The sequence below is a fragment of the Flavobacterium sp. genome (assembly GCF_027531905.1).
In the GTDB taxonomy this organism is placed as follows: Bacteria; Bacteroidota; Bacteroidia; order Flavobacteriales; family Flavobacteriaceae; genus Flavobacterium.
In genome coordinates this window covers 13136-32799 of the sequence record NZ_JAPZSU010000043.1, presented here as the reverse complement: position 1 = coordinate 32799, position 19664 = coordinate 13136, and the positions used below count along the sequence as shown (strand labels likewise).

General features: G+C 35.7%; 12 protein-coding genes and 3 tRNA genes. 9 read left to right on the top strand and 6 right to left on the bottom strand.

Annotated features, from left to right (window positions below; translation table 11 throughout):
• The first annotated feature begins 248 nt into the window (after positions 1–248).
• The 4 genes from O9307_RS11475 to O9307_RS11460 all read left to right on the top strand — a co-directional run bounded on the left by O9307_RS11475 (position 249) and on the right by O9307_RS11460 (position 8828).
• Positions 249–5273 (top strand): T9SS type B sorting domain-containing protein, encoded by a 5025-nt coding sequence (locus O9307_RS11475; protein ID WP_298299322.1) that lies wholly within the window; start codon positions 249–251, stop codon positions 5271–5273.
• A 184-nt stretch (positions 5274–5457) separates the two neighbouring features.
• Entirely contained in the window at positions 5458–7293 is a 1836-nt protein-coding gene (locus O9307_RS11470; protein WP_298299319.1) for a glycoside hydrolase family 13 protein, read from the top strand.
• A 193-nt stretch (positions 7294–7486) separates the two neighbouring features.
• Positions 7487–8404 carry an alpha/beta hydrolase-fold protein gene (locus tag O9307_RS11465; RefSeq protein WP_298299316.1) on the top strand — a complete coding sequence of 306 codons (918 nt, stop codon included), beginning with the start codon at positions 7487–7489 and terminating at the stop codon, positions 8402–8404.
• 7 nt (positions 8405–8411) lie between these two features.
• The gene (locus O9307_RS11460; protein WP_298299313.1) at positions 8412–8828 is read left to right on the top strand and encodes a DUF2141 domain-containing protein; all 417 of its coding nucleotides are present in this window, start codon (positions 8412–8414) and stop codon (positions 8826–8828) included.
• A gap of 184 nt (positions 8829–9012) precedes the next feature.
• Here the strand turns inward: O9307_RS11460 and typA are convergent, their stop codons facing one another.
• Positions 9013–10809, bottom strand: a complete 1797-nt coding sequence (gene typA, locus O9307_RS11455; protein ID WP_298299310.1) for a translational GTPase TypA — start codon at positions 10807–10809, stop codon at positions 9013–9015.
• Positions 10810–10980: 171 nt separating this feature from the next.
• Here typA and O9307_RS11450 point away from each other — a divergent pair, with 171 nt between their 5' ends.
• Both O9307_RS11450 and O9307_RS11445 read left to right on the top strand, forming a co-directional pair.
• Positions 10981–12681, top strand: a complete 1701-nt coding sequence (locus O9307_RS11450; RefSeq protein WP_298299307.1) for a PAS domain-containing protein — start codon at positions 10981–10983, stop codon at positions 12679–12681.
• Between the two features lie 11 nt (positions 12682–12692).
• Complete coding sequence (locus O9307_RS11445; RefSeq protein ID WP_298299304.1) at positions 12693–13100, top strand: response regulator; 408 nt, start codon at positions 12693–12695, stop codon at positions 13098–13100.
• Positions 13101–13164: 64 nt separating this feature from the next.
• Here O9307_RS11445 and rpsT read toward each other — a convergent pair whose 3' ends face one another.
• The 5 genes from rpsT to proS form a co-directional block, all read right to left on the bottom strand.
• A complete protein-coding gene (rpsT, locus tag O9307_RS11440) occupies positions 13165–13416 on the bottom strand; it encodes a 30S ribosomal protein S20 (protein WP_064715194.1) in 252 nt (83 codons plus the stop codon).
• Positions 13417–13448: 32 nt separating this feature from the next.
• A tRNA-Glu gene (locus tag O9307_RS11435) sits at positions 13449–13520 on the bottom strand.
• A gap of 41 nt (positions 13521–13561) precedes the next feature.
• Positions 13562–13633 (bottom strand) — tRNA-Glu (locus O9307_RS11430).
• Positions 13634–13680: 47 nt separating this feature from the next.
• Positions 13681–13752 (bottom strand) — tRNA-Glu (locus tag O9307_RS11425).
• A 78-nt stretch (positions 13753–13830) separates the two neighbouring features.
• On the bottom strand, positions 13831–15309 hold the full coding sequence (proS, locus tag O9307_RS11420) for a proline--tRNA ligase (protein ID WP_298299299.1): 1479 nt from the start codon (positions 15307–15309) through the stop codon (positions 13831–13833).
• 101 nt (positions 15310–15410) lie between these two features.
• Here proS and O9307_RS11415 point away from each other — a divergent pair, with 101 nt between their 5' ends.
• From O9307_RS11415 to rimO, 3 genes are all read left to right on the top strand, one after another.
• On the top strand, positions 15411–16475 hold the full coding sequence (locus O9307_RS11415) for a hypothetical protein (RefSeq protein WP_298299296.1): 1065 nt from the start codon (positions 15411–15413) through the stop codon (positions 16473–16475).
• 44 nt (positions 16476–16519) lie between these two features.
• Entirely contained in the window at positions 16520–18016 is a 1497-nt protein-coding gene (locus O9307_RS11410) for an outer membrane protein transport protein (protein WP_298299294.1), read from the top strand.
• A gap of 320 nt (positions 18017–18336) precedes the next feature.
• On the top strand, positions 18337–19650 hold the full coding sequence (gene rimO, locus O9307_RS11405) for a 30S ribosomal protein S12 methylthiotransferase RimO (protein ID WP_298299291.1): 1314 nt from the start codon (positions 18337–18339) through the stop codon (positions 19648–19650).
• Positions 19651–19664: the final 14 nt, after the last annotated feature.

Here is a 19664-nt window from a genome sequence, read left to right as displayed (position 1 = left end):
TTTTTTAATCCACTTATTAAACCTATTTTTGGTTTTAAAATCTAAAAATCATTGTTCTTGATTGTAACCAAGAAATCGATGTCTTAGCTTTTAGCCCCGGTAGTAGCGGCATCCTTTTCCTTTTTTCTTTAAAAAGGAAAAGATACAGCGGATAACGGGACGATGTTGCCCAATAAAGCCTATTGTTACTGCTCCTAAAAAAGCCCTTTTACAATTTGGTGAACCGTTATAATGCTTTTAACTACCTTATGAAAAACCTATTTTCCTTTTTTTTACTCCTTTTTGTTGTGGCTTCTCAAGCTCAGTTTAGTAAAACGCATTATTTGCCTCCTATTACGGCTCAATCGGGTATAGTGGAAGATCATTATATTTATATTTCTACTCCAAACACTAAAGATGTTCCGTTTAAAATCATTGAAAATGGTGGTAACGTAATTACGGGTGTAGTGAATAATGTAACTCCTTTTCGTTATTTTATTGGAACGGGGGATTTTACGCAATTGTTTACCCCAAAAAACACCATTGGTATTGTTAAAAATAAAGGCTATATAATTGAAGCTGAAGATTTGGTGTATGCCAATATTCGCGTGAATGCAGCAAGAAGTGGTTTTGGAGGTTATAATCATGCTGGTGGATTGGTTTCAAAAGGGAATAGCGCTTTGGGAAAAACTTTCCGCTTAGGAGCGATGTTGAATCCACTTTTTGATACAACATTATTGAATTTTGCCTCTATTTTAGCTACTGAAAATGGGACAAAGGTTACTATTTCTAATCTACCTGTCGGAACTATTTTGACCAATGGAACTGTGATCAACGGTCCAATAACCGTGACACTTAACAAAAATGAAAGTTACGTACTGGCATTAGAAAATAATAATTCAGGCGGAACACCTTCTAACAGCGGAAAAATGATTGGTGCCTTGGTAGAATCGGATAAAGCGGTGGCGGTTAACGCGGGTTCGTTTTGTGGAAGCAATAGCACCGTGGTTAATGGTGCTGGTAGTCCAATAGGACGAGATGTAGGTTTTGATCAAATTGTTCCTCTGGGACGAACAGGAACCGAGTATATTTTTGGTAAGGGCTTTGGAACAGATGAATTGGAGCGGGTCTTGCTTGTAGCACATTTTGACGGCACAAGCGTTTTTTTGAATGGAAATTCTACTCCTTTTACAACCTTAAACAAAGGAGAATATATCGCTATTGATGGATCTCAATTCAGTAACGGTAGTTTGTATATTAAAACTTCTGAAAAAGTTTTTGCCTACCAAAGTATTGGTGGAACAACCTCACCTGCTAATCAAAACATGTTTTTTGTCCCACCTTTGAATTGTTCGACACCGAATGTAGTGGATAACATTCCTAACATTCAAGAAATTGGAAGTACTTTTTATGATGGTGGCTTGAATATAATTACCGAAACTGGAGCAACTGTTTTAATTAACAACGCTCCTATTGGTGCAAGCCCGCAACCGATTACTGGAAATACAAACTTTGTAAAATACACTGTTTCTAATTTGACAGGAAATATAGCTGTAAAATCGACCAAACAAGTTTATGTTTCTTATTTTGCTACAAACGGAGCGGCAACCTATGGGGGTTACTATTCAGGTTTTGATTTAAAACCAGAAATTGTATCTGATAAAATCGCTGTGGGTACCTCATCGTGTATTCCAAATGTTGTTTTAAAAATTAGTAGCTTATCGGCTTATGATACGTTTCAATGGTACAAAGATGATGTAGCTATTCCATCGGCTACTACCAATTCCTATACACCAACTACACCAGGCTATTATCAAGTTAGAGGAAGTATTTCTGGTTGTTTGAGCGATGTTTTTTCAGATAAAATCCCCGTGAGTGATTGCGCCAAAGACGATGACAATGATGGCACCAACAACAACATTGATATTGACTGGGACAATGATGGACTGCTTAACACGATAGAGAGTAGCTCAAACTTTTTTAACCAAAGTAACACGCTTTCGGCTAGTAACTTTAACGCGACAGTAACTGGCTCCGGAACTATAACGGGCTATCCTGTTTATGGTTTTGTTTCGGAAGTTCTGCCTGGTAAAAACAATCCTACTATTTATACCATCAACTTTACAAAACCTGAAATTATTGATTTTCGCTATATAGCTGATGGCAACGTTCAAACCACTCCAACAGGAGATTTTGCCAATGGCGATGGCGATTTTGTGGTAAGTGCACCTACGAATCAAACTTTAACGATTAAAGATCCATTCGGTGACTTGCTTATTGACACCAATTTTGATGGCATTTACGAAAGTGGTGTAAAAGAATTTACCTCTTTTGAAATCCGTTTTCGATTTAAAAGCGCGACAGCTGTAAAACAAGGCACTGCACGTTTTACCATTCAAGGTTATAAAGTTAGTAGTTTAACTTTTAAGCATTACAACCTTTCAGAAACAGTAGCTAACCGAGCCGCTTTTTATATAGGACAAACGGTAGACAAAGATTCAGACCTAGATACTATTCCAGATGCAATAGATATTGATAGTGACAATGATGGAATTCCAGATAGTATTGAAGCACAAGGAAAAGGATTCAAATCATTCTCTGGTGTAGACACCAATAAAGACGGCTTGGATAATGCCTTTGAACCTGGATTAATTGCTATTAATTCTGATTCAGATGTAAATGGTACAGTCTATTTTGTAAAAGATATACTCGATTTAGATAGTGATAATGATGGTATTTATGACCTTATTGAAGCTGGTCACAATGCCACCGATGCTAACAAAGATGGCAAAGTAGACGGGAATGTTGGTTTGAATGGTTTATTAGACAGTTTGGAAACTGCTCCAGATAGCGGAAAATTGAAATACACTATTGCGGATTCGGATGCAGATGGCAACTTTAACTATTTTGAATTAGATAGTGATGATGATGGTTGCAAAGACGTCATCGAAGCTGGCTTTCTAGATGGTGACGCTGATGGATTATTAGGAAATAGTCCTGTAACGGTAAATGACAAAGGAATTGTAACATCGGGTACAGGATATACTATTCCAAATACCAATTATACTATTGGAGCCCCCATTGCCATTACTACGCAACCTAGCAACAAATCTCAATGTTTATTGCAAAGCACTACTTTTGAAGTGGTATCAAATGCAGACAGTTTCCAATGGGAATTGAGTACCGATGGCACTACTTGGACTACCCTAACGAATAACGCAAACTATGCTGGCGTTACAACCAAAACACTACAAGTCAATGCCATTGCAGCCAGTATGAATAGCTACAGCTATCGTGTGCAATTAAACAGAGTTGGAAACTCCTGTGGTTTAACCTCTGCTGCCGCAACATTAACCACATTAGCGCTCCCAACCGTAGCCACAAGTATCACGTTAAAGCAATGCGATGATAACATTGACGGTATCTCCGATTTTAATCTCACCGAAAAAAATAGCTTCATCAGTGCAAACTATTTAAATGAAACTTTTACCTATTTCAAAACGGCTGCTGGAGCTACAGCCAATGATGTGGCAACAAAAATTGCAGACCCGACCAAATATACTAGTGGCATCGGTAGCGTTTGGGCAAGAGTAGAAAACGCCAATGGATGCTTTAGTACAAGTGAGATAAAATTAATTGTTTCGGCTACACAAATTCCAACAACTTTTAAACGAAATTTTACAGTTTGCGATGATTATGTAGATGCCGCAAACGATGACAAAGACGGAATCGCAACCTTTAACTTTAGTAGCGTTACTACTGACATTCAAGCATTATTACCTTCCCCTTCTACCGCTTACACTATAAAATATTTTCCAAATTTAGCCGATGCCCTAGCCGAAACCAACGAAATCACGAATACTGCTTCCTATAGAAATACCATAGCAAATCAACATCCTATTTTTGTGCGCGTCGATTCTACTCTTGACAACGCTTGTTTTGGTTTAGGAAATTATGTAACATTAACCGTTGAAAAATTACCTGTTGCAAATCCAATTACAGATTACAAAGAATGTGATGAAATTAGCAATGACGGTATTTTTACTTTCAATACGGCAACCTTACAATCTGATTTATTAAAAGGTCAAACCAACGTTGCGGTTACCTATTTTGATGAAAATAACAATCCGTTGCCTAGTCCATTTCCGTCTAGTTTTTCGACTAAATCACAAACCATAAAAGCTCGAGTAACAAATAGCATTACCAACACCAACAATGGCATTCCTTGTTATGACGAAACCACCATCAAATTCATAGTAGACGTTCATCCCGTAGCCAATGCAGTAACTATTCCTGCTGCTTGTGATGATGCCAACCCTAGTGATACGGATGGTTTAAATACTTTTGATACCAGCACTATAGAAAGCCAATTATTAAAGGGGCAAACGGGAATGGTGGTTCGCTATTTTGATGCCAACAATACTCCTTTACCAAGTCCGCTACCTAATCCGTTCACCACCGCTACGCAAAACATTAGAGCAACGGTTGAAAACCCAAAGAACACCACTTGCATAGAAGAAACCCTGTTGGCTTTTGTGCTTAATCCATTGCCCAATATTAATTTGAATACCGATGGGTCTGAAGATACCTTGGTATGTACAAATTTACCGACCTTCTCGGTACAACTCAATGGAGGAATTAATGATGGAAGTCCAACAACTAATTACACCTATGTTTGGAAAAAAGACGGAACTGTACTAACAGGACAAAAAAATTACACTCTAAATGTAAATAGCGAAGGGCTCTATACCGTTGATGTTGTTACTCCACAAGGATGCAGCAGAACTAGAACCATAAAAGTAACCGCATCGGACATTGCCAAAATAGTATCGGTTGAAATTGTTGATTTGACTGATGTAAACAAAGTTACAATCAATGTTAGTGGCCAAGGAGATTATGAATACAGTTTAGATGACGCCTCAGGTCCATTTATTTCTTCAAATGTGTTTGAGAACATCCCTTCTGGCATTCACACAATTTATGTAAATGATAAAAATGGATGTGGAATTGTAAGTAAAGAAGTGGCCGTGGTTGGAGCTCCCAAATACTTCACTCCAAACGGAGATGGATATAACGATTATTGGAATGTTAAAGGAACCAATACCGTCGCCAACTCGAAATCTGTGATTCGTATTTTTGACCGATACGGTAAATTACTAAAACAAATTTTCCCTAATAGCAATGGTTGGGACGGAACGTTTAATGGACAGCCCTTACCTTCAGATGACTATTGGTACACAGTCGTACTTGAAGATGGCCGAGAAATTAAAGGCCATTTTGCTCTGAAACGATAAAACGACTATTTTTTTCAACTTATTTTTTTCAAACTACCATCGTTTGCGTAACGGAATTTCCTAAAATAAAAGTTAAGATCAGATTTAATTTATTTCAATAAATGTAAATTTAGGGATATTGTATTTTCATTATTGAAATTCTATAGAGAATACAAAAAAAATATTTCTAAATAAAATGATTGCAATGAAAAAATTAGCGCTCTTCTTAATTCTCATTTCTACAACAATTCAAGCACAAATCCAACGCATTGAACCAGCCAATTGGTGGGTGGGAATGAAACTCAATCAAATCACTTTATTGGTCTACGGAAACCATATTCAAGATTTAGAACCTACAACAAAATACGAAGGAGTAAGTATTGTAAAAACAGAAAAAGTTGAGAATCCAAACTATCTTTTTGTGACAATCAATATTGCTCCCGATACTAAAGTTGGAAAAGCTAAAATTGACTTCAAGAAAAAGGGTAAAACTATCATTACTAAAGATTTTCCCTTATTGGCAAGAGAAAACAACAGCGCCAACAGAGAAAGTTTCTCTAACAAAGATGCTATACTCTTAATAATGCCTGATCGTTTTGCAAATGGTAATCCCAAAAACGATAATCTGCCCGGTAGTTTAGAAAAAGCCAATCGCGCTGACGAAAATGGAAGACACGGTGGTGACATTCAAGGAATTATTAACAACTTAGATTACATTCAATCGCTTGGGTATACTCAAATTTGGAATACGCCATTACTAGAAAACAATATGCCAAAGTATTCCTATCACGGTTATGCTGCTACCGATTTTTACAAAATCGATCCTCGCTATGGAACCAATGAAGATTTTAAGAAATTAGTTCAAGAAGCCAAAAAAAGAAACATAGGCTTGATTTGGGATGTTGTTTTAAATCATTGTGGTTTAGAATATTATTTTATCAAAGACATGCCAATGAAAGATTGGGTTAATTTTCCTGATACCAAAACAAGAACCAATCACTTGAAATCGACACTTTTGGACCCTTATGCCACAAAACAAGACAAAAAAGGCTATACCGATGGCTGGTTCGATACCACTATGCCCGATTTAAACCAAAAAAACCCATTGATGGCGAGTTATTTGACTCAAAACACCATTTGGTGGATAGAATATGCTGGACTTTCTGGATTTAGAGAAGACACCTTTTCGTATGCTGATAAAGATTTCTTGGCCAAATGGACCAAAACCATTCTAGAAGAATATCCCAACTTTAATATCGTAGGAGAAGAAATGACCCATGTCACAGAAATCGCTGCTTATTGGCAAAAAGACAAAAAAAATGTAGACGGATACCAATGTTATTTGCCTTCGTTAATGGACTTTGCTCTAACCGATAATTTGGTAAAAGCCTTGAACAATAAAAATGATTGGGAATCAACATGGAAAGAAGTATACAGAGGTATGGGGCAAGATTATCAATTTCCGAACCCCAATAATTTGCTGATTTTTCCAGACAATCACGATATGGACCGTATTTATACTAGATTACAACACAATCTGGACCATTGGAAATTAGCCATGACCTTATATGCAACTATGCGAGGAATTCCGCAAATGTATTATGGAACTGAATTATTGTACAGACAAGAAAAACCAGGTAATGATGGATTCAGAAGGGTCGATTTTTATGGCGGTTGGGAAGGAGATTCCAAAAATGCTGTCACTGGAAAAGGATTAACTAATGAAGAAGTAGAGGCGCAAAAATTCTTTACCCATCTTTTCAATTGGAGAAAAACAGCCACCGCTATTCACAATGGAAAATTCAAACATTATGCACCCGAAAAAAATGATGCTTACGTCTATTTCCGATACAACGACACTCAAAAAATAATGGTGATTTTGAATAAAAACGATAAAAAAATCACATTGGATATGAAAACCTATCAAGACATGATTCCTTCCAACTTCAAGGCAAAAGATGCGCTAAGTGGTAAAGAAATAAATATCAATGGAACACTAGAAGTTGCCCCAAAATCGGCTTTAATTTTAGAAATTAAATAAAGTAATACGAGTTTTAATTGAATTCAGATTTAGCTGGAGACAGTTTATATCTTATAAAAACCGAATTCAATTATCAAACCTTTGATTTCCTGCAAGGTTTTCAAAACCTTGTAGGTATGTTCCAAGATAGCAACAATACCTACGAGGTCAAAAAAACTCGCTAGAAATGGAAAGAAATACTAAACATAAACAAATGAAAATCAACTTAATCCTATTCTTTTCTATCCTTTTTATTCAATACTCCGTGGGGCAAGTAAAAGTAAGTTCAGGCAAAGTACAGCGTTTTGAAAATTTCAAATCAAAACTGATTGATGCCCGAAACATTGATGTTTGGTTGCCTGAAGGTTATTCTGAGAAAGAAAAATATGCCGTTTTGTATATGCACGATGGGCAAGCCTTATACGATGCGCAAAGCACTTGGAATAAACAAGCGTGGGAAATAGATGAAATGGCAGGGAAATTAATTGCCGAGGGAAAAACTCAAAAATTTATTGTTGTAGGCATTTGGAACAACGGCCCAAAACGCCATCCCGAATATTTTCCTCAAAAGCCTTTTGAAAGTTTGACTCAAATTCAAAGAGACACAGTTACAGCTCAATTACAAAAAGCCGGTAGAACCAAGGAAATCTTCAAACCGTATTCTGATTTGTACCTTCAGTTTTTGGTTACCGAATTAAAGCCATTTATTGATAAAAATTTCTCGACGAAGCCTAGTCAAAAGAACACATTTATAGCAGGTTCCAGTATGGGAGGACTTATTTCGATGTATGCTATTTGTGAATATCCAAAAGTTTTTGGAGGTGCCGCTTGTTTATCGACGCATTGGCCAGGCACTTTTTCTTCTGAAAATAATCCCATTCCAAATGCCTTTGTAGCATACCTTCAAAAGAAACTTCCTGATCCTAAAAATCATAAAATCTACTTTGATTATGGCGACCAAACCTTGGATGCCATGTACAAACCTTTTCAAGAAAAAGTAGATGTTGTGATGAAAGCCAAAGGTTTTACCAACAAAAATTGGGAAACCAAATTCTTCCCTGGTGAAAACCATTCAGAAGTAGCTTGGGCGAAGCGATTGGATATTCCTCTATTGTTTCTTTTAAAAAATTAAATATAAGATGTTAAAACTTTTATCACTATTATTTGGAATAAGCAGCCTAGCTTTTTCTCAAAACACAAGCCTTACTGTTACTGTCACTGGAATAAAAAACAATACTGGAAAGCTTACGGCAGAAGTCTACAACTCAAAAGGAAAGTTCTTAAAATCCGCTTATAAAACAACCTCAACAAGTATAAAAGCAAATACAGCAACAGTAATGTTTAGTGATTTACCCAAATCCGAATACACTGTTATGGTATATCACGACGAAAACAACAATGGAAAATTGGACAAAAACTTCATCGGGATGCCAAAAGAGGCTGTAGCTTGTTCGAACAATGCTAAAGGATTTATGGGACCACCAAAATATGAAGATGCAAAGTTTTCTCTTGTTGCTGACTCAAAAATTACAATTAAAATGAATGACAAGCTATAATTTCTGATGGTAGCAATATTGTGTTAGGGATAGCAGCGGCATCCTTTTTGGGGCTTTTTTCTAGCCCCAAAAAGATATAGCGGATAGCCCGGCTCGCCTTTTTCTGGCGGGAAACACCATAAAAAAAATCCCAAACTCCATTGCCTCTGGAATTTGGGATTTTAAGTATTGTATTTGAAAAGAATTAGATTTTATATCTTTTTCTATCTGTTTCAGACAAGTAAATCTTACGTAAACGTAATGATTTTGGAGTTACCTCAACATATTCATCTTTTTGGATGTACTCCAAAGCTTCTTCTAAAGAGAATTTAATCGCTGGGATAATTCTTGCTTTATCATCTGCACCTGAAGAACGTACGTTAGATAATTTTTTAGTTTTAGTAACGTTAACTGTCATATCATCGCTACGAGTGTTTTCACCAATTACCTGACCTTCGTAGATATCCTCGTTAGGGTCAACGAAGAATTTACCTCTGTCTTGTAATTTATCGATAGAATAAGGAATTGCTTTTCCGTTTTCCATAGAAATCAATGAACCGTTGTTACGTCCTGGAATTTCACCTTTAAAAGGTTCATAACCAATAAAACGGTGTGACATAATAGCTTCACCAGCAGTTGCAGTCAACAATTGGTTACGTAAACCTATGATACCACGAGAAGGAATGTTGAATTTTACAATCATACGCTCTCCTTTTCCTTCCATAGATAACATTTCACCTTTACGGATAGAAACAAACTCTACAGCTCTACCTGAAAGATTTTCTGGTAAATCGATAGTTAATTCTTCAACTGGTTCACATTTTACACCATCAATTTCTTTAATGATAACTTGTGGTTGACCAATTTGTAATTCGTATCCTTCTCTTCTCATCGTTTCGATTAACACTGACAAGTGCAATACACCACGACCAAAAACCATAAATTTATCTGCAGAATCAGTCTCACCTACTTTCATAGCCAAGTTTTTCTCTAATTCTTTTGTCAAACGTTCTCTAATATGTCTAGAAGTTACAAATTTTCCTTCTTTACCAAAGAATGGAGAATCATTAATCGTAAACAACATACTCATTGTTGGCTCATCAATTGCAATGGTTTGTAAAGCTTCTGGATTTTCAAAATCAGCGATGGTATCTCCAATTTCGAAACCTTCTACTCCAACAATAGCACAAATATCACCTGCAACAACTTGAGCCACTTTTTTACGTCCAAGACCTTCAAAAGTATGTAATTCTTTAATTCTTGATTTGATTACTTTACCATCTCTTTTTACCAAAGAAATAGGCATTCCTTCGTTCAAAACACCTCTTTCCAAACGACCAATCGCAATACGACCAGTAAATGAAGAGAAATCTAAAGAAGTAATCAACATTTGTGGTGTTCCTTCAGACACTTTTGGTGCAGGAACATTCTCAATTACCATATCCAACAAAGGCTCGATGTTTTCTGTTTGATTTTTCCAATCATCAGACATCCAGTTGTTTTTTGCAGAACCGTAAACCGTTGGGAAGTCTAATTGCCATTCTTGTGCACCCAATTCAAACATCAAGTCAAAAACTTTTTCGTGAACTTCTTCTGGAGTACAGTTTTCTTTATCAACTTTATTGATAACTACACATGGTTTTAATCCCAAATCGATTGCTTTTTGCAATACGAAACGAGTTTGAGGCATTGGTCCCTCAAAAGCATCTACTAGTAAACAAACACCGTCTGCCATGTTCAATACACGTTCTACTTCACCACCAAAATCCGCGTGACCAGGAGTATCAATAATATTGATTTTAGTTCCTTTATATTCAACTGATACGTTTTTTGATGTAATAGTAATCCCTCTTTCACGCTCTAAGTCGTTATTATCTAGAATTAAATCACCTGTATTTTCGTTGTCACGAAATAATTGACAGTGATACATAATTTTATCAACCAAAGTGGTTTTACCGTGATCGACGTGGGCAATAATTGCAATGTTTCTAATAGATTCCATCTGTGATTTTTTGTGGGTGCAAATGTACACTTTATTTTCATATAAAAAACTTTCGAACACGGTTTCCTAAAACAATGAATAACAAGCAGTTCATTATTTGTCATTTTTAAGAAACAAAGTTTTGTAACAGAAATTTAAAATTCTAACAAATAAATTATTTATATTTGATTAATGAGAAGTAAAACCAACCAAATAATTAGCATTTTCATTCTTTTCTCCATATTTATGGCCATAATTTGGTATAAATTTTCAAACAAAATCCATTTTGAAAACCCACTCTTCCACAACTTAATCAAAGACATAATTTTTATTTTATTTGTAGGATTGTTGTTTAGATACATTTTATCCAAAAACGACAATCGCAACATTAGAATTTTAGATAAAATAAGAACAAATACAAATGAAATAAAAGAATCGAACGAAAAGTACGACATTGTTTCAAAAGCAACTAGTGACACTATTTGGGATTGGAAAATACAAGAAGATTCTATCACCTGGAACAAAGGAATAGCATCCATTTTTGGGTATACCGAAGACCAAGTAGGCAATACCTCTGCATGGTGGTTTGATAAGATTCACCCGGAAGACAGCATAAAAATGTCTGTGAAATTATATTCTTTCATTGAACAAAAGTCTGAAAAATGGCAAGACCAATATCGCTTTAGATGCGCCGACAATACCTATAAATATGTACTTGACCGAGGTTTTCTTTTAAAAGACAAAGAAGGCAGAGCTTTACGGATGATTGGAGCCATTCAAGACATTACAAAACAAAAAGAAGAAGAACAAAACCTGAAATTATTAGAAACTGTAGTTACCCAAACAAAAGATGCAGTAGTAATTACCAAATCCGATTCAGAAAGTGCTTTGTTTCCGAATATCATTTATGTTAATGACGCCTTTTGCCTCATGACAGGGCATAAATCAAAAAACATTCTTTTAAAACCTTTCAATCCTTTCAACACAGACATTTTTGATCAAAATGAATATGAAAAATTCTGCTCTGCACTTGCCGAAAAAAGGGAATGTCAAATCGAAACTCTAACTAGAAAAAAAAACAAAGAAGAATATTGGGTTCGTTTTTCAATGATTCCCATTTACAATGCCGACAAAGAACTGTCCCATTGGATTTCAATTCAAAAAGATGTTACAACAGAAAGAAAACAAGAAAAAGAAAAAGAACAACTCATACGCGAATTGACGCAAAACAACAAAGACCTAAAGCAATTTTCTTACATCACTTCTCATAATTTAAGAGCACCATTATCAAACTTAATAGGCCTTTTGAATTTAATTGAAGACATAACAATTACTGATAGCGAATTGTTAGAAATAATAAACGGATTCAATAAATCTACCCATCTTTTAAACGATACTATTAATGATTTGGTCAAAATTATTGTAATAAAAGATCAAATTTCTATACAAAAAGAAAATGTTTCTATTTGTGAAGTTTTGGAACATGTTTTTAATCAACTTCAATTTCAAATTGAACAATCCGAACCCGTATTAAAAGTAAATATTGATCCAATTGAAACAATCTATACTAATAAAGCGTATCTTGAGAGTATTTTAATGAACTTGTTAACCAATTCCATTAAATATAAATCCGAATCTAATAGATTAAAAATTTCAATTTCAACGAAAAAAATCAACAATAAAACGGTATTAAAATTCAAAGATAATGGCATTGGAATTGATTTAAAACGAAACTCCGACCATGTCTTTGGTTTATATCAAAGATTCCATGATTACCCAGACAGCAAAGGCTTGGGACTCTACTTAGTCAAATCGCAAATAGAATCATTAGGCGGTAACATAAGTATAGAAAGCGAAGTAAACAAAGGCACTCAATTCACATTAACCTTTTAAATAAAAGCAGAATGTACAACACTATTTTTTGCATTGATGACGACCCAATATCATTGATGATTAGCAAAAAAATCATCTCAAAAACTGCCTTTGCAAAGGAAGTCATTACCGCTTTAAATGGAGAAGAAGCCATACGAATGTATGATGCCACTAAAAAAAACACCTCAACAAATCCAAATTCAATACCTGAATTAATCTTTTTAGACCTAAACATGCCCGTTATGGGAGGATGGAAATTTCTTGAATTGTTCACAAGTGATTGTTATTCAGAATTCAATAACATAAAAGTAATTATACTTTCATCAACTATTGACCCACAAGACCTCGCAAAAGCAAAAACGTTTAGTGTGGTTGCTGATTTTCTTCCAAAACCGATCACCGTAGGAATGCTAGATTATTTGAAAGAAAAATTTAAATAACAATAAGCATAAAAAAAACTCCTTAAAGGAGTTTTTTTTAGTATGCTATATAAAAAATATCGTATTACAATTTAGCAACATGCTTAGTTAACTTAGATTTCAAGTTAGAAGCTTTATTATCATGGATAATATTTTTCTTAGCTAACTTATCAATCATAGAAATAACAGCAGACAATTTAGCTGTAGCATCAGCTTTATCCGTAGCAATTCTTAATGCTTTAATAGCATTACGAGTAGTTTTGTGTTGGTATCTATTTAACACTCTTTTCTTTTCGTTACTTCTGATTCTCTTTAGAGCTGACTTATGATTTGCCATTGTATTATTTTTTTATCTTTATTATTTTTCTGTAGTCCGTAAGGGAATCGAACCCCTGTTACCAAGATGAAATCTTGGCGTCCTAACCCCTAGACGAACGGACCATTATTCTTCTAAGTTCGGGAATCAATTCAATAAAAATTCGTAGTCCGTGGGGGAATCGAACCCCCCTTACCAGGATGAAAACCTGGCGTCCTAACCGATAGACGAACGGACCAATATCCTGATTAAAGTCCAGGAAAACTATATTTAAAACAAAATTTGTAGTCCGTGGGGGAATCGAACCCCCCTTACCAGGATGAAAACCTGGCGTCCTAACCGATAGACGAACGGACCCTGCTTCTGTATTGCGGATGCAAAAATACAACTATTTTTGAGAAGCACAATAGCTGATGCAAAAAAAATTAAATTTTTTTAATATGCCTTTGCAAAAAGCACTCTTCCAACCGAAGGATTCCCAGTAAACACACAGCTTCCCGCCTCCTCTACTCTATCTAAAGGAATACATCTTATAGTTGCTTTTGTTAACTCTTTTATCTTTTCTTCAGTAGCCGCAGTACCATCCCAATGAGCCGAAATAAACCCTCCTTTTTCTTCTAAAATGGATTTAAATTCCTCAAAACTATTTACTTCCGTAATATGACTTTCTCTATAGGTTAGCGCATTACTAAATAAATCCGTTTGAATTTGAGAAAGTAAAGTAGCAATATAATTTTCAATTCCATCTGCAGCAACGACCTCTTTAGACAAATTATCTCGTCGAGCTACTTCAAAAGTTCCATTTTCTAAATCTTTTGGACCCACTGCAATTCGAACAGGAACACCTTTTAATTCCCACTCTGCAAATTTAAATCCTGGTTTCTGCGTGGTTCTATCATCATACTTAACACTAATATTAAGTTTGCGTAGCGCAGCTGAAACAATAGCAACAGCAGCAGAAATAGCTTGCAATTGTTCATCTGACTTATATATAGGCACAATCACCACTTGTATGGGTGCTAAATTTGGAGGCAAAACCAATCCTTTGTCATCAGAATGCGTCATTACTAGCGCACCCATCAATCGAGTCGAAACTCCCCAAGAAGTTCCCCAAACATATTCTTGCTTTCCTTCGGCATTGGCAAACTTAACATCAAAAGCTTTAGCAAAATTCTGACCTAAGAAATGAGATGTTCCAGCTTGTAAAGCCTTTCCATCTTGCATTAAAGCCTCTATACAATACGTTTCTTCGGCTCCTGCAAATCGTTCTGTTTCAGTTTTCAACCCTTTGATTACTGGAATCGCCATGAAGTTCTGAACAAAATCAGCATAAACATTCATCATTTTTTCAGATTCTTCTATCGCTTCTTTTCTTGTAGCATGAGCGGTATGACCTTCTTGCCACAAAAACTCAGCAGTTCTCAAAAACAAACGCGTTCTCATCTCCCATCTTACTACATTTGCCCACTGATTAATCAATAAAGGTAAATCTCTATAAGACTGAACCCATCCTCTATAGGTTGACCAGATAATCGCTTCACTTGTTGGACGCACAATTAGTTCCTCTTCTAATTTTGCATTTGGATCCACCATTAACTTCCCAGGTTTGTCTGGATCGTTTTTTAATCTATAATGGGTTACAATAGCACATTCTTTTGCAAACCCTTCAGCATTTTTCTCTTCTGCCTCAAACATGCTTTTGGGCACAAACAATGGGAAATAAGCATTTTGATGTCCTGTTTCCTTAAACATACGATCCAATTCTGCTTGCATTTTTTCCCAGATAGCATATCCGTAAGGTTTAATTACCATACAGCCTCTAACCCCTGAATTCTCGGCTAAATCAGCTTTTACAACTAGCTCATTATACCATTTAGAATAATCTTCTTCTCTTGTAGTAAGGTTCTTGCTCATATCAAATAGTTTGGCACAAATTTTGTTTTATTTTTTTTAACGTATAAGTTAGGCAAAACTAACTATTTTTGTATTGTTCAACAATAAAAATTCCTATAGATATGAAAACTACCGTTTTTCCCTCAAAAAATATTGTCCAATTTACTTTTGTTGGGCTTCTAAGTTTAGTAATAGTTTCGTGTGGTTCTTATCAAAATAGTTCTTACTACGAATCAGATGGTGTTTATGGATCAAATTCTCCAAGAATTGTTTATAATGAATCACAAAACACCGCAGGAAATCAATATCAAGAATATTTCAATTCGCTACAAAACACCAATTCATCAGCAGACATTTTTACTGATGTAGAAAGTTATAATAATTATGTAGATGTTAATGATAGCATTCAAGCTCCAAACACTGGCTTTGCTAGCTGGGGAAGCAACCCACAAAGTACCACTATATATTTTAACAACAACGGTTGGAACAATTGGTATGGAGCTGGATGGGGATGGGGCATGAACAACTGGTATGGCGGATGGGGATGGAATAACCCTTGGGGCTGGAATGATGGTTGGGGTTGGAATACCGGCTGGGGATGGAATATTGGCTGGGGTTATCCTGGCGGTGGCTGGTGGGGTTACCCTGGAGGACATTGGGGTTACCCAAGTTATAGATACAACAATTACGCCTACAACTCTAGTAGAAGAGGCTCGGGATACTCTAACGGAACCTATATCAACAGAACCTATAACAGCCGCAACAGTCAAAATATTACCAATTTCAACAGAAGAAGTAGTACTGACTCTAGACGAAATTCAAATTCTGATTACAGTTCTAACAATTCTTTAAATAGAAGAAATTCGAATTCCGATTACACCTCTAACAACTCTTTCAATAGAAGAAACAGTAGCTCCGATTACAGTTCTAACAGCTCTTTTACCAGAAGAAATAGCAGCTCTAACTCAAACAACTCTTCCTACAACCCGATGAGAACAAGTAGAGAAAGCAGTAATTACAACACAAACTCTAACTCCTCTTCAGTATCAAGAAATAATAGTTACACTCCTACTCGCTCCTATTCTCCAAGTTCTTCAAGTTCTTCAAGCGGAAGCATGCGCTCTTCTGGAGGCGGAGGGGGTGGATCAAGATCTTCTAGCGGCGGAGGAAGAGGCGGAAGAGGATAAAAACTTCTTTTTTACAACTATTCAATCAAAATAACCCAATCAATATGAAGAAACTCTTTATACTACTTGCTTTTGTGTTTACATCAGCAAATGCTCAAGAAATATCTGATGCGTTACGTTATTCTGTAGATGACCTAAATGGTACTGCACGATATAGAGCAATGAGTGGCGCTTTTGGAGCATTAGGTGGTGACTTATCGTCTATCAATGTAAATCCCGCAGGTTCTGCTGTGTTTAACAACAACCAATTAGGACTAACGATAAGCAATTATAGCACTAAAAATAATTCCAACTATTTTGGAACCCAAACTAGCGAAAGCGAAAATTCTTTTGATTTGAATCAAGCGGGAGGTGTTTTTGTTTTTAAAAACCATGATAAAAATGCCAAATGGACTAAAATAGCCTTTGCCGTTAACTATGAAAACACCAACAATTTTGACAACGCTAAATTTTCGGCGGGTGTAAATCCAACGAATTCAATTGCGAATTATTTTTTGAATTTTGCTAATGGAATCCCTTTAAATGTTTTAGAAAATGGAAATTATTCAGCATTAAATAACGCAGAACAACAGGCTTTTTTGGGCTATCAAGGATACATTATCAACCCAGTTTCGAATTCTACGAATAATACTGCCTATACTTCAAATGTTCGTGAGGGAGGCAATTACTTCCAAGAGAACGGTATTTATTCTAATGGATATAACGGAAAACTATCCTTTAATTTTTCTTCTTCCTATAAAGACAAACTTTATATAGGTATTAACCTTAACTCGCATTTTTCTAATTTTACGCAATCTTCTAGGTTTTACGAAGACAACGACAATACCTTAACAAACGTGGACCGCATTAACAGAATGCGCTTTAGCAATGATTTATACACTAACGGAACAGGATTCTCTTTTCAAATAGGCGCAATTGCAAAAATTACTGACGGGTTAAGATTGGGTGCAGCGTATGAATCTCCAACATGGATGAATTTGAGTGACGAATTGACACAACGACTGAGCTCCGTTAGAAGTAATACTTCTGGGGAATTACCTGCCGATGTAATTGATCCGCGTATTACTAACTATTATGCTCCGTATCGATTACAGACACCTAGTAAATTTACTGGAAGTGCGGCTTACGTATTTGGCAAAAAAGGATTAATAAGTATTGATTACGCTATAAAAGATTATAATAATGTCAAATTTAGACCTACAAGCGACGATTATTTTAGAGGATTGAATGCTGAAATGAATGCAACTCTTCATAATTCAAGTGAATTACGAATTGGAGCTGAATATAAAATTAAAGCATTGAGTTTGAGAGGCGGCTACCGTATGGAACAAAGTCCTTATAAAAACAAAACCACCATTGGAGACTTAACTGGCTATTCTGGAGGTTTAGGATACAATTTTGGAGCAACCCGAGTTGACTTGGCTTATTCTTATGCAAAACGAAATTACCAACAAGGCTTTTTTAGCACGGGACTTACCAACGCAGCAAGTATAGACGCTATCAATAACAATGTATCGCTAACGGTGTTGTTTGAATTATAAAAAGACATAATGAAAGAAGCCAAGTTCGGCTTCTTTTTTTTGCTGCTACTTTATCGAGCCTTCCTTTGAATGTTAGCAAAAAAGCCAAATTTTCCTTCTAGCCCCGGCAGGAGCATCCTTTGCCTTTTTCTTTCAAAAGGCAAAGATATAGCGGATGACGGGTCTTTGACTCCAAGAAAGCCTGCTTTTTCTGCTCCTAAAACAATTCAAAAATCTATCTACAATCCAATACATAATGGGACAACAACCCTAATTTATGCTTTTTCTGAAGAAAAAAAAGCGTAATTTTGCCAATTCCTAGAAGAAGGGGAATTTATATTATGAGAACAAAGTCAACAAAAAAGAATAAAATTAATGTCATCACTTTAGGGTGTTCTAAAAATGTATATGATAGCGAAGTCTTGATGGGACAGCTTCGTGCCAGCGGAAAAGAAGTTACTCATGAAGCAAAAGCCGAGGACGAAGGAAATATCATAGTAATTAACACTTGTGGTTTTATTGATAATGCTAAAGCAGAATCGGTTAACATGATTTTGGAATATGCGGATAAGAAAGAAAAAGGTTTGGTTGACAAAGTTTTTGTAACAGGTTGCCTTTCTGAAAGATACCGTCCTGATTTAGAAAAAGAAATTCCGAATGTAGATCAATACTTTGGAACTACTGAATTGCCTGGTTTATTAAAGGCTTTAGGCGCAGATTACAAGCATGAATTATTAGGTGAACGCTTAACTACAACCCCTAAAAACTATGCTTATTTGAAAATTTCGGAAGGTTGTGACCGACCTTGCAGTTTTTGTGCAATCCCTTTAATGAGAGGAAAAAATGTTTCTCAAACTATTGAAAAATTGGTAAAAGAAGCAGAAGGATTAGCCAAAGATGGGGTAAAAGAATTGATTTTAATTGCTCAAGACTTGACCTATTATGGTCTTGATTTATATAAAAAACGTGCCCTTGGCGATTTACTAGAAGCGTTGGTAAAAGTGGAAGGTATTGAATGGATTCGTTTGCATTATGCATTCCCTACTGGTTTCCCAATGGATGTATTGGAGATTATGAAGCGCGAACCAAAAATATGTAACTATATTGATATTCCGTTGCAACACATTTCGGACAGCATTCTTAAATCTATGCGTAGAGGAACAACTCAAGCAAAAACTACTCAATTGTTGAAAGATTTTAGAGCGGCTGTTCCAGGTATCACAATTCGTACTACCTTAATTGTAGGTTATCCTGGAGAAACTCAAGAAGATTTTGATACCTTGAAAGATTTTGTTCAAGAAATGAAATTTGATAGAATGGGTTGTTTTGCTTATTCGCACGAAGAAAACACACACGCTTATTTACTAGAAGACAATGTTCCAGACGAGGTAAAACAGGCTCGTGTAAACGAATTAATGGAACTACAATCTCAAATTTCATGGGATTTGAACCAAGAAAAAGTAGGCAAAACATTCAAATGTATTATTGATCGCAAAGAAGGAGCGCACTTTATTGGAAGAACCGAATTTGATAGTCCAGATGTTGATAACGAAGTATTAATTGATGCTTCAAAACATTATGTAAAAACTGGTGAATTCGTCATGATTAAAATTACAGAAGCAACTGAATTTGACTTATACGGAGAACCCGTTTAATTAGTATATTTGAA